The organism is Paenibacillus sp. OK060 (assembly GCF_900101205.1).
Lineage (GTDB): Bacteria > Bacillota > Bacilli > Paenibacillales > Paenibacillaceae > Paenibacillus > Paenibacillus marchantiae.
Genome location: NZ_FNFR01000003.1, coordinates 53,196 through 79,008, shown reverse-complemented (window position 1 = coordinate 79,008; position 25,813 = coordinate 53,196). Strand labels below are relative to the sequence as shown.

At 43.8% G+C, this 25,813-nt stretch carries 23 protein-coding genes; 21 read left to right on the top strand and 2 right to left on the bottom strand.

The genetic code is table 11. From position 1 onward, the window contains the following. Positions 1-3 precede the first annotated feature (3 nt). From flgK to BLS14_RS12145, 11 genes are all read left to right on the top strand, one after another. Positions 4-1,560: a flagellar hook-associated protein FlgK gene (flgK, locus tag BLS14_RS12195; RefSeq protein ID WP_090951862.1), complete on the top strand. Its 1,557-nt coding sequence runs from the start codon at positions 4-6 to the stop codon at positions 1,558-1,560. A 25-nt stretch (positions 1,561-1,585) separates the two neighbouring features. Continuing rightward, positions 1,586-2,506, top strand: coding sequence for a flagellar hook-associated protein FlgL (gene flgL / locus BLS14_RS12190; RefSeq protein ID WP_063568403.1), 921 nt, complete (start codon positions 1,586-1,588; stop codon positions 2,504-2,506). A 17-nt stretch (positions 2,507-2,523) separates the two neighbouring features. Continuing rightward, positions 2,524-3,093 (top strand): DUF6470 family protein, encoded by a 570-nt coding sequence (locus BLS14_RS12185; protein WP_063568404.1) that lies wholly within the window; start codon positions 2,524-2,526, stop codon positions 3,091-3,093. 84 nt (positions 3,094-3,177) lie between these two features. Further along, the gene (gene fliW, locus BLS14_RS12180; RefSeq protein WP_090951859.1) at positions 3,178-3,627 is read left to right on the top strand and encodes a flagellar assembly protein FliW; all 450 of its coding nucleotides are present in this window, start codon (positions 3,178-3,180) and stop codon (positions 3,625-3,627) included. Beyond that, the gene (gene csrA / locus BLS14_RS12175; RefSeq protein ID WP_063568405.1) at positions 3,628-3,873 is read left to right on the top strand and encodes a carbon storage regulator CsrA; all 246 of its coding nucleotides are present in this window, start codon (positions 3,628-3,630) and stop codon (positions 3,871-3,873) included. A 145-nt stretch (positions 3,874-4,018) separates the two neighbouring features. After that, positions 4,019-4,852 (top strand): flagellin N-terminal helical domain-containing protein, encoded by an 834-nt coding sequence (locus tag BLS14_RS12170; protein WP_090951856.1) that lies wholly within the window; start codon positions 4,019-4,021, stop codon positions 4,850-4,852. Positions 4,853-4,994: 142 nt separating this feature from the next. Beyond that, positions 4,995-6,224: a flagellin lysine-N-methylase gene (fliB, locus tag BLS14_RS12165; protein WP_090951854.1), complete on the top strand. Its 1,230-nt coding sequence runs from the start codon at positions 4,995-4,997 to the stop codon at positions 6,222-6,224. 98 nt (positions 6,225-6,322) lie between these two features. Further along, positions 6,323-6,700 (top strand): flagellar protein FlaG, encoded by a 378-nt coding sequence (locus BLS14_RS12160; protein WP_063567531.1) that lies wholly within the window; start codon positions 6,323-6,325, stop codon positions 6,698-6,700. A 15-nt stretch (positions 6,701-6,715) separates the two neighbouring features. Continuing rightward, positions 6,716-8,251, top strand: coding sequence for a flagellar filament capping protein FliD (fliD, locus tag BLS14_RS12155; RefSeq protein WP_090951851.1), 1,536 nt, complete (start codon positions 6,716-6,718; stop codon positions 8,249-8,251). 41 nt (positions 8,252-8,292) lie between these two features. Further along, entirely contained in the window at positions 8,293-8,697 is a 405-nt protein-coding gene (gene fliS, locus BLS14_RS12150) for a flagellar export chaperone FliS (protein WP_063567529.1), read from the top strand. Continuing rightward, the gene (locus BLS14_RS12145; protein ID WP_063567528.1) at positions 8,690-9,025 is read left to right on the top strand and encodes a flagellar protein FliT; all 336 of its coding nucleotides are present in this window, start codon (positions 8,690-8,692) and stop codon (positions 9,023-9,025) included. The genes fliS and BLS14_RS12145 overlap by 8 nt, the downstream gene beginning before the upstream one ends. Positions 9,026-9,399: 374 nt before the next feature. On the opposite strand, the gene BLS14_RS32535 is transcribed toward BLS14_RS12145, so the two are convergent. Next, complete coding sequence (locus BLS14_RS32535; RefSeq protein ID WP_176854479.1) at positions 9,400-9,546, bottom strand: hypothetical protein; 147 nt, start codon at positions 9,544-9,546, stop codon at positions 9,400-9,402. Positions 9,547-9,969: 423 nt separating this feature from the next. Between BLS14_RS32535 and fliB (BLS14_RS12140) the strand changes: the two genes are divergently transcribed. The 6 genes from fliB (BLS14_RS12140) (at position 9,970) to BLS14_RS12115 (ending at position 18,427) form a co-directional block, all read left to right on the top strand. Continuing rightward, entirely contained in the window at positions 9,970-11,211 is a 1,242-nt protein-coding gene (gene fliB / locus BLS14_RS12140) for a flagellin lysine-N-methylase (RefSeq protein WP_090951849.1), read from the top strand. Between the two features lie 162 nt (positions 11,212-11,373). Beyond that, the gene (locus tag BLS14_RS12135) at positions 11,374-11,571 is read left to right on the top strand and encodes a cold shock domain-containing protein (protein WP_024631599.1); all 198 of its coding nucleotides are present in this window, start codon (positions 11,374-11,376) and stop codon (positions 11,569-11,571) included. Between the two features lie 417 nt (positions 11,572-11,988). After that, positions 11,989-12,552, top strand: a complete 564-nt coding sequence (gene hpf / locus BLS14_RS12130) for a ribosome hibernation-promoting factor, HPF/YfiA family (RefSeq protein WP_053779540.1) — start codon at positions 11,989-11,991, stop codon at positions 12,550-12,552. A gap of 816 nt (positions 12,553-13,368) precedes the next feature. Further along, positions 13,369-15,873, top strand: a complete 2,505-nt coding sequence (gene secA, locus BLS14_RS12125; protein ID WP_063567525.1) for a preprotein translocase subunit SecA — start codon at positions 13,369-13,371, stop codon at positions 15,871-15,873. 435 nt (positions 15,874-16,308) lie between these two features. Beyond that, positions 16,309-17,422, top strand: a protein-coding gene (gene prfB, locus BLS14_RS12120) for a peptide chain release factor 2 (protein WP_143021535.1) whose coding sequence is annotated in 2 segments (ribosomal slippage) — positions 16,309-16,380 and positions 16,382-17,422 — 1,113 coding nt in all. Because the reading frame shifts where the segments join, the coding sequence is not laid out codon by codon here. Positions 17,423-17,521: 99 nt separating this feature from the next. Next, a complete protein-coding gene (locus BLS14_RS12115; protein WP_063567523.1) occupies positions 17,522-18,427 on the top strand; it encodes a YitT family protein in 906 nt (301 codons plus the stop codon). Positions 18,428-18,652: 225 nt separating this feature from the next. Here BLS14_RS12115 and cls read toward each other — a convergent pair whose 3' ends face one another. Next, entirely contained in the window at positions 18,653-20,101 is a 1,449-nt protein-coding gene (gene cls / locus BLS14_RS12110) for a cardiolipin synthase (protein ID WP_063567522.1), read from the bottom strand. Between the two features lie 330 nt (positions 20,102-20,431). Here cls and argC point away from each other — a divergent pair, with 330 nt between their 5' ends. The 4 genes from argC (at position 20,432) to BLS14_RS12090 (ending at position 25,663) form a co-directional block, all read left to right on the top strand. Next, entirely contained in the window at positions 20,432-21,481 is a 1,050-nt protein-coding gene (argC, locus tag BLS14_RS12105; RefSeq protein ID WP_090951845.1) for an N-acetyl-gamma-glutamyl-phosphate reductase, read from the top strand. Between the two features lie 117 nt (positions 21,482-21,598). Continuing rightward, positions 21,599-22,837, top strand: coding sequence for a bifunctional glutamate N-acetyltransferase/amino-acid acetyltransferase ArgJ (argJ, locus tag BLS14_RS12100; protein WP_090951842.1), 1,239 nt, complete (start codon positions 21,599-21,601; stop codon positions 22,835-22,837). Between the two features lie 364 nt (positions 22,838-23,201). Beyond that, positions 23,202-24,041 carry an acetylglutamate kinase gene (gene argB, locus BLS14_RS12095; protein ID WP_090951840.1) on the top strand — a complete coding sequence of 280 codons (840 nt, stop codon included), beginning with the start codon at positions 23,202-23,204 and terminating at the stop codon, positions 24,039-24,041. A gap of 365 nt (positions 24,042-24,406) precedes the next feature. Beyond that, positions 24,407-25,663, top strand: a complete 1,257-nt coding sequence (locus tag BLS14_RS12090; protein WP_090951837.1) for an acetylornithine transaminase — start codon at positions 24,407-24,409, stop codon at positions 25,661-25,663. The last annotated feature ends 150 nt before the right edge of the window (positions 25,664-25,813 follow it).

The window sequence follows — 25,813 nt, the reverse complement described above, 5'->3', positions numbered from 1 at the left end:
AAGGTGACATCTACTTTTCATTCAATCGAAACGGCTAAACGCAGTTTGTTCACACAGACGACAGCTCTTAGCACAACTGGTCACAATGTGGCCAATGCCAACACCGAAGGGTACTCCCGGCAAAAGGTAAACATGCAGGCATCTATTCCTATGGAGCCGTTTGCATTTTTGCACAGTACAACACCAGGACAACTCGGAACAGGGGTGGAGTTTGATTCCATTACCCGTGTCCGTGAGAAGTTTCTCGATGACCAGTTCCGTAATGAAAACAACAACTTTGGAAGTTGGTCTATTCAACGGGATACACTTGAGAAACTTGAAGCCATTGTGAATGAACCATCTGACACCGGATTTCGGACCGTAATGGATAACTTCTATAAATCCTGGTCAGATCTGAGTAAAAATCCGGAGGATGTTACTGCTCGTCGAATCGTAAAAGAGACGACACTGGCTCTGACAGATGCGATGAATCAGATCAGCCGCCAACTGGATGCACTGAGTCAGGATTTGGATAACAATATTGAAGTGAAAGGCAGTGAAATTCAAGGCTATCTTGGTAACATTGCCAACCTTAATAGCGCTATAGTTAAAGTAGAGTCTCTTGGTGATAACGCCAATGATCTTCGTGACCAACGTGATCTGATGGCAGACAAATTATCCAAGATTATGAATATTACTGTCACAGATTCTCCCCAGGGCTACCAGATCCAGATGAATGGACAAGCTCTTGTTACAGGTGGGGCAGTACAAGCAACGGTAGATTCGGCTTTTCTTAATACTGCTTATGCTGCGGGTAATCTCACGAATGGTGAAGTTCACGGGATGATTAAGTCGAGAGATACATTAGTCAGTGACTATAAGAAACAAATGGATGACCTGGCCAATACGCTTGCCAACGGAGAGATTCAGATTACCTTACCAGCAGGCTCAGTCCTGCCAGACAATACTGTTCTGGGTGGGGTGACATATACAGGGGCTGCACGTACACTGTCAGCTGATCTGACCGTTACGGTAAAAGGCTTAAATGGTCTACATCAACTTGGATACAGCATGGATGGAACGACTTCTCCTGGAGTACCATTCTTCACATCTTCTGATGGCGGAACTGCAATCACAGCTGGCAATATCTCATTGAACGCCGCGATTCTGGCGGATCCGAATAAGATCGCAACATCTTTAAGAACAACTACTGATGCCTCAGGAGCAGAGACCGTAATCAAAGGGAATAATACACTGGCGAATCTGCTTGCCAATCTTAAAGATACACCGATGAAGTCAGCTGATGGTTTGCGTAATGCCACGGTTGGTGCTCAGTTCAGTGCCATTGTGGGACAACTGGGAGTTCAATCTCAGGAAGCGGCACGTCAGACATCTAATTCGGAGTTTCTTGTAGAACAAGTAGATACTCGCCGTCAATCAGTTAGTGGTGTTTCCTTGGATGAAGAGATGGCGAATATGATCAAATTCCAGCATGCTTACAGTGCTTCTGCACGTTTTATGACTACCTACGATCAGCTACTTGATAAATTGATAAATTCTACCGGTACGGTCGGCAGATAATAAGAGGGGACTGACATAGAAGACGATGAGAATTACGAATAATATGCTTAGCTCACAGTTGGTTCTTAACTTGAATCGGAATGCACAGCAGATGAACAATACACAAACTCAACTGGCAACAGGCCGTAAAATCAATAAACCGTCTGACGATCCGGTAGGGATTACATACTCCCTTCGTTATCGTGCAGAACTGTCTTCCAATGAGCAGTATCAAAAGAATGTGGATAGCACGATTTCATGGTTAGATTTTAATGATACGGTAATGGATCAGGCGGGCAGTGTAGTTGAACGTTTAAGGGAACTAACGGTGCAGGCAGGGACTGGAACCAACCCACAAGCTGCACTGGATAGTATTAATAAAGAGGTAAAGCAACTTAAGGCACAACTCGTTGATATTGCAAACAGTAAACTGAACGGGAAATACATTTTCAATGGCGAAACTTATGATCAAAAACCTTATGACTTTCCTACAAGCGGTGATGGTTCATTTGATACAACCAATGCAGCGGCAGTGATAACCGACCCTGGCAAGATTAATTTCATTGTTGGTGAGAGCATACAAATGCCGATTAACGTAACTGGTAATGAGTTTTTTGGGAATTCAACCGACACAGACAATCTATTTGTAGTATTTAATACAATCAGTCAAGCACTTACAGATGGGAATTTGGAAGAACTGTCTAATCAGCTTGATACAATTGACAGTCGCACAGACAAAATGCTAGCTATTCGTGCAGATGTTGGGGCTAAAACCAACAGGGTTGATCTTATGCAAGGAAGATTAAGTGATCTAGAGGTTAACTTAACTGATTTGCAATCCAAGGTTGAGGATGCGGATTTCGCAGAATTGTCCATAAAGTCTAAAATCCAAGAGAATATTTATAATGCTTCGCTGTCCGCTGGTTCTAAAATTATATCTCAGAGCTTAGTTGATTTCCTGAGATAAATAGGAAGGGTGATCTTTTGAAAACTCTCCCCATCCTACAAATCCGCACAACTCCTTCTGTTTTGCATATTGATGCTGATCTGGGCCAGCAATCTATTCGCCAACCGAAGGCAGATGTTCAGATGAAGACACGTCCGTCTACACTGACTGTGGAGAGTCATCCGATCCGATTCGAAGTTGATCAGAGCAGAGCAATCTCTGCCTATACTGGCGGCAACATGATTGATATGAATGCTCGCATATACTCAGGGATCGAGAAATTATTTCTGGAAAATATGGCTGAGCGTGTTCAGCAAGGGAATGAGCTGGCGGCTATACACAAACCAGGCAATACGATTTCGAATATTATAGGGACCAATTGGAAGTCCAAGCCCTTCCCCGAAACAAGAACGCCCGCCTCTATGGATAACGTGGATATACGCATTGAGACGCGTGCACCAAGTGTTCGTTTCGAAGCGGCTGTCTCTGAGATGAACGTCACCGTAAATAAACCTGAGATTGAGTATCAGCGTGGCAAGTTAGACATTTATGTTAAGCAGTATGCTTCTATACAATTCACTCCACCTGCTATAGATCTGGAGTTATAAGCTATAATGAAAGCTATAGACGGTCATTCGTATGCCTGCTATAGCTTTTTTTGCATCAAAAAAACTATCGCCAAGGAGGCGTTTATGATTAAGATTCATACAAGCATGTGGGGAGAAGTAGAGGTTCAGGACGAAGAGGTATATCAATTCCCGAAAGGTTTACCTGGCTTCGATGAAGAGACTGAATTTGCATTGATTCCTTGGGAGGATACGCCTTTCAGTTATTTACAATCTGCAAGGGAGCCGGGATTGGCATTCCTCTTGGTAAATCCGTTTACTTTCGTACCGGATTATAATTTCGAATTGGGAGAGGTAGATAAGGAAGAATTGGAGATTATAGAGCAAGTATCCGTGTACTCTATGGTCACCATTCATTCACAGGCGAATAAATCAACAATGAACCTGCTTGCACCCTTAGTTCTTAACCCCGAGCAACATATAGGGAAACAAATCGTGCTCCATCAGTCTTCTTACGATACACGCCATCTGATCTGGGCAGAAGACGATGCCAAATCAGTGAAAGGTGGAGTGTAAATGCTGGTATTATCACGTAAAAAAGGCGAGTCCATCGTCATAGAGGATCATATTGAGGTAACTGTGCTAGCAGTAGAGGGTGATACAGTACGAATCGGGATCTCTGCACCCAAGCATATTGATATCTTCCGTAAGGAAATATATTCATCCATCTTAGAGGCTAATCGGGAATCTGCAACCCCGCTTGCAACCAATATTGAAGCCTTTATGGAACGTCTACGAAATACAGAACTCAAAAAAAAATAAAAATATTCCAATTTGCTATAAACAGTTGCTCTCTCTCTGTCGATATATAATTTAGACGCTGCTTCGGCAGGGCGGCCGACCTTAATGTCGCGGCGTTTACCACATGGATGTGGAACTAATTTATTTTCAGGGAGGAAATACCACAATGATTATCAACCACAATATTGCAGCAATGAACACGCACCGTCAGCTTTCCGTAAACACAACAAACACAAACAAATCCATAGAGAAACTGTCTTCGGGTCTGCGTATCAACCGTGCAGGTGATGACGCTGCCGGCCTGGCAATTTCCGAAAAAATGCGTGGACAAATTCGCGGTTTGGACATGGCTTCCAAGAACTCGCAAGATGGTATCTCGCTGATCCAAACGACTGAGGGCGCATTAAACGAAGTGCACTCGATCCTGCAACGTCAAAGAGAGCTGGCTGTACAATCCGCTTCGGACACTAACGTTGGCGCTGACCGTACAGCTTTGAATGATGAGTTTGCACAGTTGACAGCAGAAGTTGGCCGTATCAAGGATACGACTCAATTCAACACGATGAACTTGCTTGATAAGAGTGCAGGGACTGCGGGTGTATTGAAGTTGCAAGTAGGTGCTAACAAAGATCAAACTATCGATCTCAAGCTGGATACCGCAGGTGTCGATCTTACAGCTATTGAGACAGCTTTGAAGGCCGCTGATATTACAGATCAGGCGAAATCAAACACGGCAATCGCTACGTTAGATACGCAAATCGCATCCGTGTCTTCAGGCCGCAGTTACCTGGGCGCGGTGCAAAACCGTCTGGAGCACACGATTAACAACCTGAACACATCGTCTGAAAACCTCTCGGCAGCGGAATCTCGCGTACGTGACGTGGACATGGCGAAAGAAATGATGGCACAAACCAAGAACAATATCTTGGCACAAGCTTCCCAAGCTATGCTGGCGCAAGCGAACCAACAGCCACAAGGTGTTCTGCAATTGCTTCGTTAATTTTAAAAGCTTGTTTAGAAGAATCAGAGCATCTAGCTCTGGTTCTTTTTTTGTTTTATTTTCTTATAATAGGTTACGAGCTAGAGTGTTTTTTCCGATAATTATAGTAACGACTCTTCAAAAGAAAGGAAGAAATTTTTACATGACTCAAACTATTCTTTCAGCACAATATATGCAAAAATTTTCTTGTATTGGTTCTGCATGTGAAGATAGCTGCTGTTCCGGCTGGCGCGTAGATATTGATGAAAAGACCTATCAAAAATATCGTAAAGTTAAACACTCGAAATTAACTCCTATGCTCAAAAAATTCGTTTCCAGAAATCGTTCCAATCCGAATAGTCTCAGATACGCTAAACTAAAAATGGATGATCAGAAAAATTGCTCTTTTTTGAATGAAAATAAATTATGTTCGATTCAATTAGAATTAGGAGAATCTTATCTTTCTAAAGTTTGTAGCACATATCCACGAAATATAAATAGAGTGGATGAAGGACTTGAAAAATCAGCTACAGTTTCTTGTCCTGAAATCGCAAGATTAGCCTTACTTAATCCTGATGGAATTGAATTTGATCAAATTATTCAAAGTGGAGAGGCAGAATCTAGCCGTCATAGAGTGCTAAATACCCAAAATGAAAATACGGCTCCTATTGCTGAATATTTCTGGGATTTAAGAATTTTCACCATACAGATTTTGCAGGATCGAAACTATGAGCTTCAGAATCGATTGATTTTCTTGGGAATGTTTTATAAAAAACTTGATGAATATATGAAGGAAAGTCGCTACAAAGAAGTGCCTCATTTGATTTCTAGCTATAAAATTATGTTTAATGATTCAAGTTTGAAAAATTCTTTTGATGCAATCCCCGTGCAACAGGTAGTACAAATGGAGTTGATTAAAAAGATTGCTCAGCAAAGATTTGTTTACGGGATAGGAAGTAAGAGATACCTGGAACTATATGATAAGGTGATAAAAGGATTGGATGCTTCTGGAGATTCACTTTTGGACGAAAAAGCTGCTGTATATGATCGTGCTTTCCACTCTTACTATCGTCCTTTCATGTCAGAACACGAATATATTTTGGAAAATTATCTGGTCAACCATGTTTACCAAAATCTTTTCCCTCTTTCTGGTTTTGATGAGGTCTTCGACAATTACGTCTTGCTTGTAATCCACTATGCGATTATTAAATTGCATCTTATCGGACTTGCTGGTGCGGAAGAAGGTCTTAGTCAAGAGTCGATAATTGCTACAATTCAGGTTTTTTCCAAAGTAGTTGAGCATAATAGTTTGTTTTTAACTGGAATCTTTAATCTCTTAAAAGATAACGGTTTTACAAGTATGGCTTACATGTCTGTATTGATCAAAAACTAACTTCAAAAAAGCGAATTTTCGGAATTCCTAAACCATTCACTTCTCATTGCCGATAATAAGGAGTAATGAGTGAATTTGAATGTCGGAGGGGTTCGGAGATGAATATTCAGTTTTCGCTGTCAGCCAAAACTAAGTCTGAGGTTTCACCTGCGATTGCTGGCTTGGGCACTCTTGGAACAATTGTGTCCGCTTCCCATGGAACTAAGGATTTGAACAATCTTGTACAACAAGGACTTGTTACTGCTTCTTTAGGGCAAGAGCAATTGATTAGCCGCATCGAGAAGGCAGTAAAAGCGTTAGAAGGTCCGCAAACTACCCTGGACATTAGCATTCACGAAAAAACAAATCAAATCATAGTGAAAGTGCTTAACAAAGAGACTGGTGAGTTACTTCGTGAGGTTCCGCCTGAAAAGACATTGGATCTAGTAGCTAACATGATGGAGCTCGCTGGAATTATTGTTGACGAGAGAGTATAAGAGGGAGGGAAATTAATGGTTACAAGAGTTAATGGCTTTTCGGGTATGGATATAGATAGTTTGGTCAAAAGCATGATGGCATCCAAGCGAATTCCTTTGGATAAAATGAATCAAAATAAACAGGCTCTGCAATGGCAACGAGAGACTTACAGAGAAGTAAACAGCCAACTGTTTGATTTCGGGAAAAACAAGTTGACAGCTCAAGCTAGTGGTTATCGTAATTCAGCTGCTCTCAACACGCAAATTGCAACTATGAAAGATAGCAGTGGCAAAATGGTTGATTCGGCAAGTTCTGCCGTTAAGGCTGAAGCACTGGCTTCGGCTAATGGTGTTCAGATGGCTGTAACAGTTACGAAGTTGGCTACAGCAGCCAAAATCGAAACACCTCCAAAGTCTGGAATTAAAAATATGGATACTTTAGCAACTCTAAAAGGCTCTACTGATCTTACTGAGCAGTTCAAGGTTACAATCAACGGAAAGACCCTTGATTTTAAGGCTACTGATCAACTTTCTTCTGTTCTTTCCAAAATTAATGCTGACCCGGATATGAAGGTTAAAGCTGCTTTTGATGATTTATCAGGGAAGCTCATACTTACGTCTAAAATAGAAGGCTCAGCTAGCACAATTGAGATTCCTGGGGCTTTAAAACCTGAAGTTAGCGGAGACTTTGCAGTAAACAATAGTTTTTTAACACTGTTCGATACACAGCAAAATTGGACTGACAAGGCAGTTGCAGCAAAGGGGGAGCAAGCCGAGTATTCAATTAATGGTGGGGAAGTATTGAAAAGCGATTCAAATTCTGTCACGCACAATGGAGTTAAATTGACGTTCCAGGGTTTAACTGCTGATAAAGGTCCTATTACTGTAACAACCCAAACGGACCCTACTAAAGCGCTTGAAACAGTCAAAACCTTCATTGATGATTACAATAAATTGATCAATAATTTAAATACGATGATCAGGGAAGAAAAATTCAAGGACTTTCCTCCTCTTACAGAAGAGCAACGTTCTACTATGAGTGAAACCGATATTACAGCTTGGGAGAAAAAAGCTAAAAGTGGTTTACTTAAGAATGATCCATTCTTAAAAACAATGCTTAGTGAGATGCGATCTGCCCTGCAGGTTCCTGGCTTAAGCTCAATGGGAATATCGACTAAATATTATTATGAGAATGGTAAACTCCACCTAGACGAACAGAAATTCAAAGAAGCTATTGAATCGAATCCGCAGCAATTAACTGAGTTATTCCTAGGGACAGGAGAAAACGTATCTCAATCCATATTCGGTAAATTAGCATCTGCTGCAGATAAGGCAATGGATAGTATTTCTAAGAGAGCGGGTACATCAAAGTTTGATGGAAGCACCACGGTTGCTTTTAAACCTGAAAGCATCATGGGTAAACAAATGGAAGACTATAATAGTCGTATTAAAAGAATGACAACTCAAATGAGTGCTGTTGAAGATCGCTATTACAAACAATTTGCAGCTATGGAAGCAGCAATGACCAAATATCAGTCGCAACTCTCACAGTTGACAGGATCAGTCGGTTAATTCAATTCACAATAATAATTATGTAAAGGGTGAATGAGAAGATGATGACTTCCCCACATGAGAAATATCGCCAAAATGCAGTTCAAACTTCTCCTGCACAACTTCTAATCATGACTTACGATGGAGCAATTCGTTTTGTGAAAACAGCGATTCATGGAGTCGAAAATGGAGATATTGAGAAAGCAAATCTCTTTTTCGGAAAGGCTCAGACGATCGTATCTGAACTTATGGCTACTTTAGACCGCTCTTATGAAATATCGAAAAGTTTATTTTCCTTATATGAATATATGAATCATCTTCTAATTCAAGCCAACATCAAAAAATCCAAAGAACTGGCCGAAGAAGCTCTCGGCTACCTGTGTGATCTAAAAGAAACCTGGATCGAAGCCAGCAAACTTGATTCTGCGACTCCGGCGCCTTCCGTAGGGAGTGCGGTTAATGTCTGATTCGATCAGACTTCTCGAAGAGCTGTCGGAAGATATCCAGAGCAGGCTGGGTGCGCTGACTTATGAAGAGCTCTCCGAACTGATGGATCGAAGACAGATCATCGTAGATCAGATCGAACAGAAAGCATCGGAAAGTCCACTAACAGAATCAGAAAAACAGTGCATAAGAGCGGTTATTGGCCGTGATATGACAATTCAAGTTCGCATTAATTTCTTACGCAACGAAGCGGCTCATTGGCTGAAGCAGCGCAATCAGGCTAAAGCACAACGAAGGACCTATGAAACAGCTTATACGCCAGATGCTTATCTGATGGATAGTCGGAAATAGAATGTAACAACAAGGCATCCGGTGCTTTGGAGACAAAGGAGATATGCAGCTTCTGTTTCCACTTGCCGGATGCCTTATTTATTTTGCTGGATATCGGAAGAACTTGATTTAAACTCTTAGATACCTTAGCTCGGATCATGTGTTAAGGTATTCTTGTTATATGGCTCTGCGGTATTCATTCGGAATTATGTAGATGTAAAAGTTTTGTTTTCCTACTGTATTAGTGATTTGCTTTTATGTGATATTTTGTATTGCCCTAATATATCCCTTATCAGATATATCTCAGCTTCATACTCATCGAGATGATGGAAGGAAAGTGTGTTAGACAGTACTTGTAGATCATAACATATCCACCTTCTGCTTCGTTCATATACTCATGCTGCGGCTTCCTGCCATAACTTTGCCGTATCAGGATACAGATATTGTTGCCCGGGAAACAGATTGAACACCATGACTCTTGAACAGTTATCCAGTTCATTCAGATAAGAATCAAAACCGATCGCGTTCTGAGTACAAGACACTGTTATTATAGGTCCTGAACTGTATCCTGGTATCAGACAGCATACGCACACCATTGGCAGGGAAGGAGTTATCAATCGTTTTACCTTTAGTATCTACGAATGTTAGCGGTTGTAATACGCTTGAGCGTACAATGAATGATTTAGCTAATTTGAAGTTAGAGGAACTCTAAACAGTAGTTAGCAGTAGATCTGGATTATCCTTTGATTTGGATCGCCACTACCATTCGTCTAGTGACTTGCTTGAATTGTTGGAAGTGGTTATTTATAGATATGGGCTATACACCGCAAGTTTAGTGAGGAATAAGTTTTTTTATGGAACCTACTATTAAAATGATCGGCAACTAGTAAGTACTCAAAGTAAGAGTGATTTGCAAAAATTAGTTTGCTTGAAAGAGATGAAATTATGAATAGGAGTGAAATATTATGAATGCTCCAAAGGCACTTGTACCAACATATATGCTGGACTTTAAATGTATCGGTTCTGAATGTGAAGATAGCTGCTGTATAGGATGGAAGGTGCGAATTGACAAGAAAACCTATAATAATCTAACAAGTATTCCGCAGAAAGCGTTAAGAGAAAAACTTAAAAATGGTATGGAAAGATTAGAACCCTCTAATAGAACTAATGAACATTTTGCACAAATGGAGATGGATAGGAGAACAGGATGTTGTTCTATGTTAGATGAACAGAAGCTTTGTACAATACAGAGATCTCTTGGAGAGAGGTATTTGGCACCAATATGCGCTACTTATCCACGTAATATATTTTGGGTAAATAACGAACAGGAGATTTCTGCGGTGATGTCCTGTCCAGAAGTGGCCAGATTAGCATTATTAAACCCTGAAAAAATGGAGTTTACGTATACAGAGCCTATGGTGCAAGCTAATGCACAAATAAAGGAAAGGGTTACTACTCAATACAATTCTTCTTTTATGAATTTCTTCTGGGAAATAAGAATTTTTGCTATTGAAATTATCCAAAATAGACAATTCAGTTTTTCACATAGATTGATCTTATTAGGATTGTTTTGTGAACAATTACAACAATTAATAAATCAAAACTTAGAAGATGAAACTAATGTTAAAGGACTTATAGAAAAGTTTAAAGTAATAATGGATGATGATGAAGTATTACAAGATTACGATACTTTCCCCGCTGATCATGAATTTCAATTTATAACGTTGAATAATATCATTTCTAAAAATCTCGGCAATATTGGATCGGACAGTAGGTTTGCGTCGTGTGTACAAGATTATTTAGAGGGCCTTAATGAGCAAAAAGAGTTAGGTAAACTTGTTGATCTAGTGAGTTTCTACCAAAACGGATACCTTGATTACTATAAACCCTTTATGGATGACCATGAATTTATTTTTGAAAACTATGCAGTGAATTATATTTACTCTCACTTATTCCCTAAGAGTGAAAAAAGAAATGTGTATAGACTATACACTATATTAGTAAGTCATTATACGCTTTTGAAACTCCTTCTTATTGGGATTTCTATAAAAAATAAAGGGTTGACAAAAGACGAAGTTATAAAAGTTGTCCAATCATTCACTAAAACAGCGGAACATACAAATGTGTATGTGGAAAATATAATTGAATTTCTGGAAGATGAAAAATATGAAGCAATGGGATATCTATGTTTGCTCATTAAGAATTGATATATTCAATGAAGTGTATTCAACAAAAAACTACAAAAAATTCCAAGAAAACATTTACTTTACCAATTGACAATGGATAACTTTGGATGGTATAGTCTGAATTGTGGGCAAGGGTCTTTGACACAACCTCACTTCATTTGATGACGAAGGGAATGTTAGTGCATGCAAGGTAAAGTAAAATGGTTCAACGCAGAAAAAGGTTACGGTTTCATTGAAACTGAAGACGGCGGCGACGTATTCGTACATTTCTCCGCAATTCAATCCGAAGGATTCAAAACTTTGGAAGAAGGTCAATCCGTAGAATTCGACATCGTCGAAGGCGCGCGTGGACCGCAAGCAGCTAACGTAATCAAATTATAATCATCCGGACAATCCGACCTACATATATGGTTAGATGGTTACCAATTGAATTATCGCTAGCATCAGACTCCGGTTTTTCCGGGGTCTTTTTTTGTTTTAATAGATTCGAAATTTGAGAATCAGCCGAAGAACAGTATTCTTATGAATTTGATAGATTCAAGACATAGTTTGTATTCATTTTACATAATAGATTGAAGGAGCTCGGAAACGGTTAATTACATCATCAAGCGCCTAATAAGATCATCCATGTTAATTAACGATTATGCCTCAAAATGGTGAAATATCGCGAAATATGGCGGCAAGCCTATGTTGGCTGATGTGGCTTGAACAGATGTCATTATTCGGTCACAGGGAGTTTTTACATGGCGCTTACATTCGTGTTATAATGAAGTGGCAAAGGAAAAGGAGGAGTGCCCTATGAATTTAAGTATTCGAGGTCAACAAATCGAGGTTACCGATGCTTTGAAGGATTATGTCGACAAAAAGTTGAGTAGACTCGAGAAGTATTTCGATGCACCCCTTAACTCTGACGGTGCTGTTACCCTGAGCACGACGAGAGGCTTGCATACAGTAGAGGTGACGATCCCTTTGAAAGGCATTGTGCTCCGCGCCGAGGATGAGAGCGACGATATGTACGCATCCATTGACTCCGTGGTGGACAAGCTGGAACGTCAGATCCGTAAACACAAAACGAAAATTAACCGTAAGTTCCGCCAGGAAGGCAGCCTGAAAACGCTCTTCGTCGAAGATCCGACAGGTACAGTGGCTACCGCTGAACTGGATGCGGAGACCGAAGATGATGACCTGGAAGTGGTACGGACGAAACGGTTTATGTTGAAACCGATGGACGTGGAAGAGGCTATCCTCCAAATGAACATGGTTGGCCACAATTTCTTCGTATTCTCCAACATTGAGAACGAAGAAGTCAGCGTTGTGTACAAACGGAACGATGGTAAATACGGTTTGATTGAACAAGGTTAACGGATTGAGTGAAACCTAACTTAGTTCTGTAACTGAACCAATGAACTGAAATGAAAAATGATTCCTTAATAATAACGAATGAACACAGGGACTATAGTCTCCTGTATTGGATTAAACTAACAAGAGCCTCCATCCTTTATGGGATGGGGCTCTTTTGTGCGTGGATGGGCTGGAAAAAGTCGCTGAAGCAAGATTGTGAAACTATTTCCCATGTTACTGCGTCTAATAGTATAGTAGGAATGAGACAAATCTATGCAAAGTGAATGCAAAATTATAAGTACTCACGGAGAAGTCATTAAAACATATTCTTTTTCTCTATATTGATATTTTCATCCAAATTTACCATCAAAATTCGTTAACATGCCTTATCTAACTGGAAAATGAAACGATAGAATCCAGGGCTTCCGCTAACGACTATGATTTTTTGCACTTAAACTCCATCGGAGAGGCTTCAGAAGTTCAAAGAAGTGTGCCGTGGCGTGTTGCGGCGACCCTTACAAACTGTTACAATTTATGCAAGAGAATCATTGTCCTGATGGGGAATTGTCAACGAATGATCGCTAATCATAATCAATGACAGGCACAGCACCATGAACATGATTCATAAGGCTCAGTATTCGGCTTATTTCTAATAACCGGATCCGGTTGAATACCGAATCAGCTTCATGAGGGAACCTTGGCAAGCCTGGAGTTGATTCATTTATATTATTTTTTTATATCGTTTGTCACCCCCGGGCAAGTGGATGCATATCCATCCGATGGTGTCGCGTGGCGGCAGCAGGGGGTCTATTCTGTTTTGCACGAAAGGGGTATACCATGCTAGGACTTGTCAAAAAGATCTTCGGCGACATGAACGAACGTGATGTTAAACGTCTGATGAAGACAGTCGATGTGATCAATAAACTGGAACCACAATTTCAGGCTCTGTCTGATGAACAACTGAAATCCAAAACGGATGAATTCCGTGCCCGCATTGAAAAGGGAGAAACAACAGATGAACTTCTTCCTGAAGCATTTGCAACCGTACGTGAGGCATCTCGCCGTGTACTGGGCAAACGTCACTATGACGTACAGATGCTCGGAGGCATTGCCCTGCATGAAGGCCGGATTTCAGAGATGAAGACGGGTGAAGGTAAGACACTGGTAGGAACACTCCCGGTATACCTGAATGCATTGACGTCCAAAGGTGTACACGTGGTAACAGTCAATGATTATTTGGCTCAACGGGATAGCCAGGAAATGGGACAAATCTATGAATTCATGGGCATGACGGTAGGGGTTAACCTGAGCGGTATGGACCATGCTTTGAAACAACATGCTTATGCATGTGATATTACGTACGGAACGAATAATGAATTTGGCTTTGACTATCTGCGTGACAACATGGTGTTGTACAAAGAGCAGATGGTACAACGTCCTTTGTTCTTCTGTATCATTGATGAAGTGGACTCCATTCTGGTCGATGAGGCACGTACACCTCTGATCATTTCCGGACAAGCTCAGAAATCGACAGATCTGTACTATGCAGCTGACCGTTTCGTGAAACGTCTGGTTCCAGAAGAAGACTTTACGGTGGACATCAAGGTGAAATCCGTAGCTTTGACTGAAGCTGGTGTGGCGAAGGCGGAGAAAGCATTTGGTATCGAAAACTTGTATGATCATGCCAATGTTACGCTCAACCATCACATCGTACAGGGATTGAAAGCTAATGTAATCATGCGTCGTGACGTTGACTATGTGGTGAGTGATGAAGAAGTACTGATCGTCGATGAATTCACAGGCCGTCTGATGGCTGGACGTCGTTATAGCGATGGATTGCACCAAGCGATTGAAGCCAAAGAAGGCATTGAAGTACAGAACGAGAGCATGACTCTTGCTACGATTACATTCCAGAACTATTTCCGGATGTACCGCAAGCTCGCGGGAATGACGGGTACAGCGAAGACCGAGGAAGAAGAATTCAAAAAAATCTACGGTCTCGAAGTATTGCAGATCCCAACCAACCGTCCAAACAAACGCGATGATATGGCTGATGTGGTGTACAAGAGCATCGATGGCAAGTTCAACGCGGTTGTGGAAGAAATCGTGGCACGTCACAGCAAGAACCAACCGGTTCTGGTTGGTACAGTCTCCATCGAAAACTCCGAGCGAATTTCTGATATGCTGAAACGCCGTGGTGTCCGTCACCAGGTATTGAATGCCAAATATCACGCTGAGGAAGCTGAGATCATCACAGGAGCTGGACAAGCCGGTGCAGTAACGATTGCAACCAACATGGCTGGACGGGGTACAGATATTATCCTGGGCGAAGGTGTAGCTGAAGTGGGCGGCCTTCATATCATTGGTACAGAGCGTCACGAATCCCGCCGGATTGATAACCAGCTGCGTGGACGTGCAGGACGTCAGGGTGACCCGGGTTCTACACAGTTCTACTTGTCACTGGGTGATGAGCTGATGAGACGTTTCGGTGCAGACAATGTACTGAACATGATGGAGCGTCTTGGCTTTGAAGAAGACCAACCGATTGAGAGCCGGATGATTACCCGTGCGGTAGAGTCGGCACAAAAACGGGTTGAAGGTAATAACTTTGACGTACGTAAAGTCGTTCTCCAATATGATGATGTTATGAACCAACAACGTGAAATTATATATAAACAGCGCCGAGAGGTGCTTGAGTCCGAGAATATCAAACAGATCGTTATGGATATGATCAAGCCTTCCATTGAACGTATCGTGGAAGCTCATTGCAGTGATGATATTCCGGAAAACTGGGAACTGCAGGAAGTTGCCGACTACATGAACAGCAAACTGCTGGATGAAGGTTCAGTAACGAAAGATGATCTGTGGGGCAAAGAAGCAGAAGAGATTATCGACTACCTGTTTGAGAAAGTTCAGAACAAGTACAATGCACGTGAAGAGCGAATCGGTGAAGAGATGGTTCGTGAATTCGAGAAAGTGGTTGTGCTTCGCGCAGTAGATAGCAAATGGATGGATCATATTGACGCGATGGATCAATTGCGTCAAGGTATCCACCTTCGTGCCTACGGCGGTACAGATCCACTGCGTGAGTACCAGTTTGAAGGCTTCGAAATGTTCCATCAGATGATCGCTTCGATTCAGGAAGAAGTGGCAACTTATGTGATGAGAGCACAAATCGAGAGCAATCAGGAGCGTCAAGCGGTTGTTGACGAAAGTCAGATCTCGACAAGTGGCGAACCTACGGAGAAACGTCCGGTAAAAGTTTCTGACCAAATCGGACGCAACGATGCTTGTCCATGTGGCAGCGGCAAAAAGTTTAAACACTGCCACGGTCAAGAGTAGACTCTCTTATATTACCCTGTGTATAAGTTGGATCTAAATTTTTTACACCATAACGGAGAGTGCGGAAGCAATCTGGAGAAGCTACGCGTTCGCCTTTATCACCGGATTTTTCCCTTGTGAGAGGGAATCGAGAAAATCTGGGGATAAGAGCGATCGGAAGATGCTACTGTAATTGGAGTGGTAAGGTGTAACGAATGATGGATCAACTTAAATAGAATGACATGAACGGCTCCTTGCAGCCGGGTATTCCAAATGATCAAGTGAAGGATGCATAACCTGTAATTGGTGCATAGTTATAACTATGTGACCATGAACATGGAGAAGAGGATTGCCGACATAAAGGTAACCGAGACTCCAAGGTGAAACATCGGAAACTTGATCTAGAGGAATGCCCTGAATGCGGGGAGCTTATCTTAATGAAAAGAGGAATTGCACATGATCGATCCAAGCGTGAAGCAGGACCTGCGTGAAATAGGCAAGAAACTAACAAATCTTAGGGGGTCTCTTTGACTTAGATCTTAAGCAAGAGATGATTGAGAATTTCGAAGTGAAGATGTCCGCCCCGGATTTCTGGGATGATAATGATAAGGCACAATCTTTAATCGCTGAGCTGAACGCGGTAAAGGGATCTGTGGATCAATACACCAAGCTGCAGCAGGATTATGACGATGCAGTGATGATGGCAGAATTGGCTGACGAAGAAGGCGATGATGATCTGGCTGTGGAGATCGGCAACAGCGTGACAGCCATCGTAAGCAAGGTAGAAGCGTTCGAGCTACAGCTTCTCCTGAATCAGCCGTATGACAAGATGAATGCGATTCTGGAGCTTCACCCGGGTGCTGGTGGTACCGAGTCACAGGACTGGGGACAGATGCTGATGCGGATGTATACACGCTGGGCTGAGAAACGTGGCTTCAAGGTTGAGGTGCTGGATTATCTGGCAGGAGATGAAGCAGGCATCAAGAGTGTCACGCTATCCATCAAGGGGCATAACGCTTATGGGTATCTGAAAGCCGAAAAGGGTGTCCACCGATTGGTGCGGATCTCACCTTTTGACTCATCAGGCCGCAGACATACTTCCTTCGTATCCTGTGATGTGGTTCCAGAGATTGATGACACGATTGAATTGGACATTCGGACAGAAGATCTCAAGATCGATACGTACCGTGCGAGTGGCGCGGGTGGACAGCATATCAATACCACCGACTCAGCCGTACGGATTACTCACCTTCCAACAGGTGTGGTTGTAACGTGCCAGAATGAACGTTCACAGATCAAGAACCGTGAGCGGGCGATGACGATGCTTCGTTCCAAATTGTATGAGCGTAAAATTGAAGAACAAAAACAACATCTGGACGAAATCCGAGGAGAACAGTCGGAAATTGCGTGGGGTAGCCAGATTCGGTCCTATGTGTTCCATCCCTATAGTATGGTAAAGGATCACCGTACGAGCGTGGAGACTGGAAACACAGGAGCAGTAATGGATGGCGACCTCGATGGATTCATCGATGGTTATTTGCGCAGCCAGATTAAAGTAGATACCGATTAATCAAAAGTTCCTGTATAGACCCGATACGTGTAGGCGTATGCTGGGTGTATACAGGGGCTTTTTTTTGAGCATATATACAAAAAAGGAGAGCAAGATGACATGCAACAGCAACAGCAGTTACACAATAACCGCAAGAAGAGGTTAACCACGCTCATTCCCCTGAACGGGCCATGGAGAAACGTTGTAGATACCGTATCCATTATTTTAGGTTCGTTTTTGATTGCCGTGGCCTTTAATTTATTTTTACTTCCGAACCAGATTGCTTCAGGCGGGGTATCCGGGTTATCGATATTAGGCAAACATTGGCTGGGACTTGAGCCGGCATACACCCAGTGGGCTATTAATATTCCACTTCTGATCGCGGGTTTTCTCCTGATTGGCAAGCAGTATGGTATACGTTCTGTACTCGGCAGCGTTGTACTGCCACTGTTTGTATATCTTACGAAAGACTGGGCCATTCCAACAACGAATCCACTGCTCGGTTCTCTCTATGGAGGAATTGGGGTTGGTCTCGGGATTGGAATTGTATACCGAGGTAGAGGTTCAACAGGGGGCATGAGTATTCTGGCCAGAATCGTTCAGAAATACAGCGGACTGAGTTACTCTCTTTGCGTTGTGATGATGGATGCTACGGTCATTATTATGGCAGCCTTTGTATTGTCATTGGAGCAGTCACTCTTTGCTCTGATCGGGTTATACGTTACAGGAAAAGTCATTGATGCCGTCGAGATGGGGCTTGGTAACTCCAAGGTAGCTTATATTATTTCCAACCAGACCGAACCGATTACGAAGGTGATTCTGGATGATCTGGATCGCGGACTGACGAAGCTGGAGGCAAAAGGTGGTTACACCGATGATCAGCGAACCGTACTGATGGTGGTCGTTGGACAGAATGAGGTGCCGAGACTAAAAGCTTTAATTCGGTCAGTGGACCCTGGGGCTTTTGTCATTATTAGCAATGCGCATGAAGTACTGGGCGAAGGCTTTAAGCGTGGGGAATTGTAAGGTACAGCGAGTAGGGCACTCTATAAATCAAACTTAACACATTCACATGATAACGGAGAGCACTCTAGAGGTCATTCGTTTAACTTATAAGAAAGTAAATATATAATCTAAAAAAGCAGGTACTCCTCCACCAGAAATAGCTGGAAAGGAAGTACCTGCTTTTTGTTTTGTCTTTTGGAACGAAAATCACTGTACTACTTACTGTATTTGCTATAACTAATGTATTTACAGAATCGGAGACAGCAGACGAGAAATCGCTTCTTTAAATTTGATCTTCACACTGCGTTTATTGTATTCCTCCAGCGTCATCTCACGGGATACAAGAAGATCATGCTCAAACGTCTGCACAAGAGTAGTCGCAATCGCCTCGTCATACATAAATGCATTTACCTCAAAGTTCAATCGGAAGCTGCGGTAATCAATATTAGCGGTTCCCACAGATGCGACCATACTGTCGATAATGAGCGTTTTGGCATGAATAAAGCCGTTATCGTAGATGAACACGGTTGCTCCCACTTTTAACAACTCACCGATATAAGATAGCGTAGCCCAATATACAAAGGCGTGATCCGGTTTATTTGGAATCATAATGCGAACATCGATTCCTGACAGGCACGCAAGACGAATGGCTTCGAATACACTGGCATCTGGAATAAAATAAGGCGTCTGAATCAGAATCGAATGTTTGGCTCCATTAATCATTTTCAGATAACTGTTCTTGATATGCTCTGTCTCTGCATCCGGTCCGCTAGATACAATCTGCATGGCAGTTGTCCCTGTGCCCTCAATATGAGGGAAATGCGCCGGAACATATGGTGTATCGTGCTGCTTGGACGCTTCATTCCAATCCAGGAGAAAACGAGTCTGAAGAGCATGGACGGCATTACCCTGAATACGCAAATGAGTATCGCGCCAGTAACCGAACTTGGAATTCAAGCCGAGATATTCATCCCCTACATTAAACCCGCCTGTATATCCAAGGTTACCATCAATGATGACGATTTTACGGTGATTTCGGTAGTTCATACGCAGATTGATCAGACTGAATTTGGATGGGAAAAAGACCTCAACTAAACCACCTGCTTCGCGCAATTCTTTGAAAAAGCGTTTGGATACCCGCCGTGATCCCAGCGCGTCATACAGCAGACGAACTTTGACACCTTCTTGCGCTTTACGAATAAGTGCATCCCGGATTCTTTTACCGAGTCGGTCGCCTCTATAAATGTAATATTGCACGTGAACATGATCTTTTGCTGCCTCGATATCATCGAGCAACCGCTGAAATTTGTCTGTTCCGTCGGTAATAATCTCGACCGCGTTGTCTTCCGTCAACAGAGCATCGTTTTGCTTCAGGTTCATATATATCATGTCCTGACTACTCTCTGTCGCTTGATTACGGAAAGGTGTTCTATTATCTTGCAGCTGTGCAAGCTGGGCAGCAATACGTTCTTCAAGCCCAAGCTTCTTACGCTCTTTCCACTGGAAAAGTCGGTAGCGCGTCAGGTTTTGCCCTGTTAATAAGTAGAGTACAAACCCGAACACCGGAATAAAGTTCAAGACGAGCAGCCAAGCCCAGGATGCACTGGCATCCTTTCGTTCGAAGAAAACGACCGCTGCAGCGAAAATAATATTCAGGCCCAGGAGTACAACAAGTAAAATGGATTCGATATGCACTGTAGTCCCCCATGTCTCATAATGACCATCATGAATCCATTCATAAACCCTTTATCGTGTAGATTGATTATGAATTAGATCCTGGTTGTAATGTTTCCTATAATACGTATTTTAGCAGAAGTATACGGGTTCGTCCGCAGATGTTGGAAAGATATGTTCGGAAGTGATGAGAATCCATGTAAAATTGATGATAGAGTGTTGTATTTATATAACTAGAGTCGTATAATAATACACAAATATGCATAGAAGCGACGGAATTGCTGTATGAAAGCTCTTTTGGAGCAGGAGAACAGTATAAGTAGCGCATACGACAAGATTGGGGGAGCGAGAGTGAATAACAAATTAAAAGTGGCAATCGTCGGTTCCACCGGCTACGGCGGGGTGGAGCTGATTCGTTTTTTCCAGAACCATCCGCAGGTTGAAATTACTTCGGTAATCTCTTCATCCAGCAGTGGTGAGTCCATCGCAGATGGATTCCCGCATTTGACGGACGTGATTCAGAGGCCACTCGACGGCGTAGACCCGGCTGAGATCGCAAGTCGTGCAGATCTGGTGTTCACAGCAACCCCGTCTGGTGTAAGCGCAAAGCTCGTTCCGAGCCTGCTTGAAGCGGGTCTTAAGGTCATTGATCTGTCTGGAGACTTCAGACTCAAGGATGGAACGGTGTATGAAGAGTGGTATAAACATCCGGCACCATCTGCTTCATTGCTGGAACAGGCGGTATACGGCATGGCAGAGGTGTATGGCGACGAAGTGAAGGGCAAAAACTTTATTTCCAACCCAGGCTGTTACCCAACGGCTACGTTACTCGGATTGATTCCAGCTGTTGAAGCAGGGTGGATTGACCCTTCCAGTATAATCATTGATGCTAAATCCGGCGTATCTGGTGCAGGGCGGGGAACAAGTCTGACGAATCATTATACAGAAATGAATGAGAATTTCAAAGCATATAAACTGAACAAACATCAGCATATTCCCGAAATCGAGCAAGTGCTGGGAAATATCACTGGCACTCCAGTCACAGTAACGTTCACAACTCAACTGGTGCCGATGACGCGTGGAATCATGAGTACGATGTATGCCAATCTAACTGGTGAACACAGTGACCGTGAAATCGTTGATCTGTACCGCAAATATTATGAGAATCGCCGGTTTGTGCGTGTACGTGAGCCGGGGATCTGGCCTTCAACGAAGGAAGTGTACGGATCGAACTATTGTGATATCGGATTTGCGGCTGACCCTCGTACAGGTCGTTTGACGATTATTTCGGTCATCGACAACCTGGTGAAAGGTGCATCCGGGCAAGCCATTCAAAATATGAACCTGATGATGGGATGGGAGGAGAACCTCGGGCTGAACATGACGCCGGTATATCCATAAGGGTTTGAATCATTGGGAGAGTGTCTAGACGCAATTCCGAAACCACGTGGGGAAGACGGATCAGGCAAAGCAAGCGGACAATCGGCATGCAGCCGAACGCATAACGGGGGATAACATATGGGAACAAATGTGGAGCAAAAGGCTTTTACAATAGTTGAGAACGGAACGATTGTAACCCCGCACGGGTTCACTGCTGGTGGACTGCACTGCGGATTGAAAAAAACGTCTCGTAACGATATCGGAGCGATCCGCTGTGACGTGCCGGCAACTGCAGCTGCGGTGTATACAACGAACGTGTTCCAGGCTGCACCTTTGAAAGTCACACGTGAGAGCTTGAGCAATGGACGCCTTCAGGCAGTCATCGTGAACAGCGGGAATGCCAATGCGTGTACTGGACAACAAGGTGAAGAGGATGCCTACGCCATGCGTACGGCGGCTGCACGTGAATTGGGAGTAGCAGAAGAGGATGTTGCTGTCGCTTCTACAGGTGTCATTGGTGAATTGCTGAAGATGGACGCTGTACACTCGGGGATTAGCGGACTTCCGGCACGTTTGGGCAAAGAAGCAGAAGAAGCGGAGCATTTTTCCCAAGCTATTCTGACAACTGATTTGGTGAAAAAGGAAGCCTGCGTCTCCGTTGAGGTGAACGGTAAAACGATTACCATTGCAGGTGCCGCCAAGGGATCGGGGATGATTCATCCGAATATGGCGACCATGCTGGCCTTTATGACCTCTGATGCGGTCATTGGTGCAGAAGCGTTGCAGCGGCTGTTACGCCAGGCGACCAATCATACATTTAACATGATTACAGTGGATGGAGATACGAGCACGAACGACATGCTGGTAGCAATGTCCAGTGGTCTGGCAGGTAACGAAGAACTGACTATGGAACATCCGGATTGGGAAGCTTTTGCTGCCGGATTTACTTATGTATGTGAGGTGCTTGCCAAAGCCATTGCGCGCGATGGCGAAGGAGCAACCAAGCTGGTAGAAGTACAGGTAACGGGTGCAGTAAGTGATGAATCTGCGCAAGCTATTGCAAAGACCGTCATTGGGTCCAGCCTGGTGAAATCCGCGATGTTTGGCGCTGATGCCAACTGGGGACGGATTATTGCAGCCGTAGGGCGCGCTGGACAGCCAGTGAACCCGGAGACGGTTGATATCCGTCTGGGAGATATCTCTGTTCTTGCTCAATCCCGTCCAGTCGTATTTGACGAAGAAGCGGCGCTGGCCTACTTGCAGACGGATACCGTACGCATTGTGGTCGATCTGCGCCACGGCGAGGGAACAGCCATCGCATGGGGCTGTGACCTGACTTACGACTATGTACGAATTAACGCGGCATACCGTACGTAATAAGCAACTATTTATATTTACACGTTAACGGAGAATGCTGCTTTCCTATGAGTAGCTGCTTCGTAAAATATGTTGAAAATGTATAAGGATTGAACTTTCTTTGGTGGTTGATAACTGCCAAGGTAGTGGAGGAGTCGGAATCGATTCTGTAGAAGCGAAGCGTTCGCCTAAAAGCTTTCTGAAAGAAAGCTGCATCGGAAGCATAAGCTGTCTCCGAGTTTTTCCCTTAGAGAAGGGGAATCCAAAAAACTTGGAGACAACAGCGATCAAAAGAACGATCCGAATTTGTAACGGCTAGACCCGTCTAATCTGGATTTATTAAGTGTTAGGCCTTTTAGAATATTTGAACGAAAGGAGTGCCCTCATGAATTCAACATTGCAAAATGAGAGTACCGGAACTGAAGCAGGTGCCGAGAAGCAGACGTTTGTAATGAAATGTGGAGGAAGCACGCTGGCGGCGTTGCCTGAATCCTTTTTTGCAGATCTGCGTGACTTGCAGTCCCAGGGAACTCAGCCTGTCATCGTACATGGCGGCGGCCCTGCGATCTCGGATAATTTGAAGAAGCTGGGCATTGAGACCGAATTTGTGAATGGATTGCGCAAAACAACGGAACCCGTGCTGGACGTCGTGGAGATGGTTCTTGCGGGGACTATTAACAAACAGATCGTACGTTTAATCCAACGTGTTGGTGGACGTGCGCTGGGATTGTCGGGTGTGGACGGTGGTTTGATCCAGGCGAAACCGGTTAGCAACCATTCAGAGATCGGTTGGGTAGGTGACGTAACTGGCGTTAACGCGGAGATTATTCAAGGTATTGTGGGAATGGGCTATATGCCAGTTATTGCGCCAGTTGGTGTGGATGCATCCGGTCAGCGTTATAACATCAATGCGGATACAGCCGCAGGTGCGGTAGCTTCCCATCTCGGAGTGAGTCGGATGATCGTAGTAACCGATGTCCCTGGCATCATGAAGAATGTAGGCGGCGAGAAAAAAGTACTGCAATCCGTCTCTGTACAGGAAATTGAGGATATGATCCAAACCGGAGAAATCTATGGCGGCATGATTCCAAAGGTACGTGCAGCCATCGCTTGTATTCACGGCAAAGTGCGTGAGGTCATCATCGTAGATGGCAGCGAACCACAGATCCTGAGCCGTGTGCTCGGCGGAGAAACGATCGGAACCCGAATTATCCGTATGCAGTAAGGTGAAGTTGTGATAACCATAGGAATCAACATTATGTACACGGCATTTTTTATATAAGATGAACTGGACATGACACGAGAACGGAGAGTGCAGTACCAATCTGAAGAAACAAAAACGCGAGAACGGAGAGGACAGAAATAACCTGAAGAAGCGGAGCGTGCGCCTTTATCACTGGATTTCCACCTTTAAACAATTAATCAAAGAAATCTGGGGATAACAGCGATCGGAAGGTTGTTCTGTCATCGAAGTGGGAGTATGCATATGTTCGGAAGGTGGACTGCAATCGGAGTGGCCTTGTGGAAAGCAGGTTTAGCTTATATGGTTTGCCTAGTGTACTCATACCAACAAATAAGGAGTGATAGGTGATGGCAAAAGGCAATGAACAGCCAGGTTCTGGCACAGCAGTAGCGGGCGTAGCAGCGACAGGTGCAGCGGCACAGACGGAAAGCTCTCTTTTCCAAACGTATGCGCGTTATCCAATCAGTTTGGTCAAAGGTAAAGGTAGCTGGCTGTGGGATGATCAGGGCAATCGTTATCTTGATTTCATGTGCGGGTTGGCTGTAACGAGTCTGGGCCATGCACCGGAGAAAGTCGGAACCAAGCTGAAAGCTCAGATTGATGAGCTGTGGCATGTATCTAACCTGTTCCAGATTCCAGGTCAGGAAAAAGCGGCGGCTTTGTTGACTGCAAATACGTGCGCAGACGCTGTATTCTTTTGTAACAGTGGTGCAGAAGCGAATGAAGCGGCAATCAAACTGGCGCGTCGCTATCACCAGAAGGTAAAAGGCACAGGTCGGTACGAAGTCATTACATTTGCCCAATCCTTCCACGGACGGACACTCGCAACCTTGACAGCAACTGGGCAGGATAAGGTGAAGGAAGGATTTTTGCCATTGCCAGCCGGATTCGTAACCGTACCATTGCATGACACAGCGGCTCTCGAAGCGGCGATCGGACCCAATACAGCAGCGATTATGCTGGAGATGGTGCAAGCCGAGGGTGGCGTGCATCCGGTCAAACCAGATTTTGTCCACCACGTTCGCAAACTGTGTGAAGAGCACGGACTGCTGTTGATTGTAGACGAAGTACAGACCGGAATGGGACGTACAGGCAAACTGTTCGCGCATGAGCATTATGGCATTGAGCCGGACATTTTCACGGTAGCCAAAGGTATTGGTAGTGGATTCCCTGTAGGTGCGATGCTGGGTAAAGGTTATTTGAAGGATGCGTTTACTGCGGGCAGTCATGCAACAACGTTTGGCGGTACACCGCTTGCTTCTTCTGTGGTCATTGCAACGATTGAAACCATGCTCGAAGATCATTTGCCAGAGCGTGCAGCTGAAATGGGCGAATACCTGATGAACTCTCTGCGGGAGCGTTTGGCTGGTAATTCGTTTGTAAAAGAAGTTCGGGGTTTGGGTCTGCTTGTTGGAATCGAATGTGCTGAAGCGGTAGGCGACATCGTGCTTGCTGGTCAGAAACGAGGCATTCTCTTTGTTTCCGCAGGACCGAATGTCATTCGTCTGCTTCCAAACTTGTATGTGAGCAAGGAAGAGATAGATCAGGCGGTATCCTTGGTAGCTACGTTGATTGAAGAGCATGTGGCTGCGAAGAACGCTTAATAAGGCTTTATACAACCTTTCTGACTCGGGGCCTTCATGGGCCTCGAAGCGGAACTAAATGATGAATCATGAATCCCTGTAGCCGCGCGGTAAACTAGCGGAAGATGAAAGTGAGTAGTCGGATGGCAAGATATCAACCTTCTACACTTT

What these genes read in the sequence shown, in the direction of transcription:
- fliB (WP_090951849.1), top strand. Translation starts at nt 9,970, where the DNA reads ATGAATGCTCCAAAGGCACTTGTACCAACATATATGCTGGACTTTAAA.
- fliD (WP_090951851.1), top strand. Translation starts at nt 6,716, where the DNA reads ATGGTTACAAGAGTTAATGGCTTTTCGGGTATGGATATAGATAGTTTG.
- BLS14_RS12115 (WP_063567523.1), top strand. Translation starts at nt 17,522, where the DNA reads ATGCAACAGCAACAGCAGTTACACAATAACCGCAAGAAGAGGTTAACC.
- fliB (WP_090951854.1), top strand. Translation starts at nt 4,995, where the DNA reads ATGACTCAAACTATTCTTTCAGCACAATATATGCAAAAATTTTCTTGT.
- BLS14_RS12090 (WP_090951837.1), top strand. Translation starts at nt 24,407, where the DNA reads ATGGCAAAAGGCAATGAACAGCCAGGTTCTGGCACAGCAGTAGCGGGC.
- argB (WP_090951840.1), top strand. Translation starts at nt 23,202, where the DNA reads ATGAATTCAACATTGCAAAATGAGAGTACCGGAACTGAAGCAGGTGCC.
- csrA (WP_063568405.1), top strand. Translation starts at nt 3,628, where the DNA reads ATGCTGGTATTATCACGTAAAAAAGGCGAGTCCATCGTCATAGAGGAT.
- BLS14_RS12160 (WP_063567531.1), top strand. Translation starts at nt 6,323, where the DNA reads ATGAATATTCAGTTTTCGCTGTCAGCCAAAACTAAGTCTGAGGTTTCA.
- fliS (WP_063567529.1), top strand. Translation starts at nt 8,293, where the DNA reads ATGATGACTTCCCCACATGAGAAATATCGCCAAAATGCAGTTCAAACT.
- BLS14_RS12170 (WP_090951856.1), top strand. Translation starts at nt 4,019, where the DNA reads ATGATTATCAACCACAATATTGCAGCAATGAACACGCACCGTCAGCTT.
- fliW (WP_090951859.1), top strand. Translation starts at nt 3,178, where the DNA reads ATGATTAAGATTCATACAAGCATGTGGGGAGAAGTAGAGGTTCAGGAC.
- secA (WP_063567525.1), top strand. Translation starts at nt 13,369, where the DNA reads ATGCTAGGACTTGTCAAAAAGATCTTCGGCGACATGAACGAACGTGAT.
- flgL (WP_063568403.1), top strand. Translation starts at nt 1,586, where the DNA reads ATGAGAATTACGAATAATATGCTTAGCTCACAGTTGGTTCTTAACTTG.
- hpf (WP_053779540.1), top strand. Translation starts at nt 11,989, where the DNA reads ATGAATTTAAGTATTCGAGGTCAACAAATCGAGGTTACCGATGCTTTG.
- BLS14_RS12145 (WP_063567528.1), top strand. Translation starts at nt 8,690, where the DNA reads ATGTCTGATTCGATCAGACTTCTCGAAGAGCTGTCGGAAGATATCCAG.
- argJ (WP_090951842.1), top strand. Translation starts at nt 21,599, where the DNA reads ATGGGAACAAATGTGGAGCAAAAGGCTTTTACAATAGTTGAGAACGGA.
- BLS14_RS12135 (WP_024631599.1), top strand. Translation starts at nt 11,374, where the DNA reads ATGCAAGGTAAAGTAAAATGGTTCAACGCAGAAAAAGGTTACGGTTTC.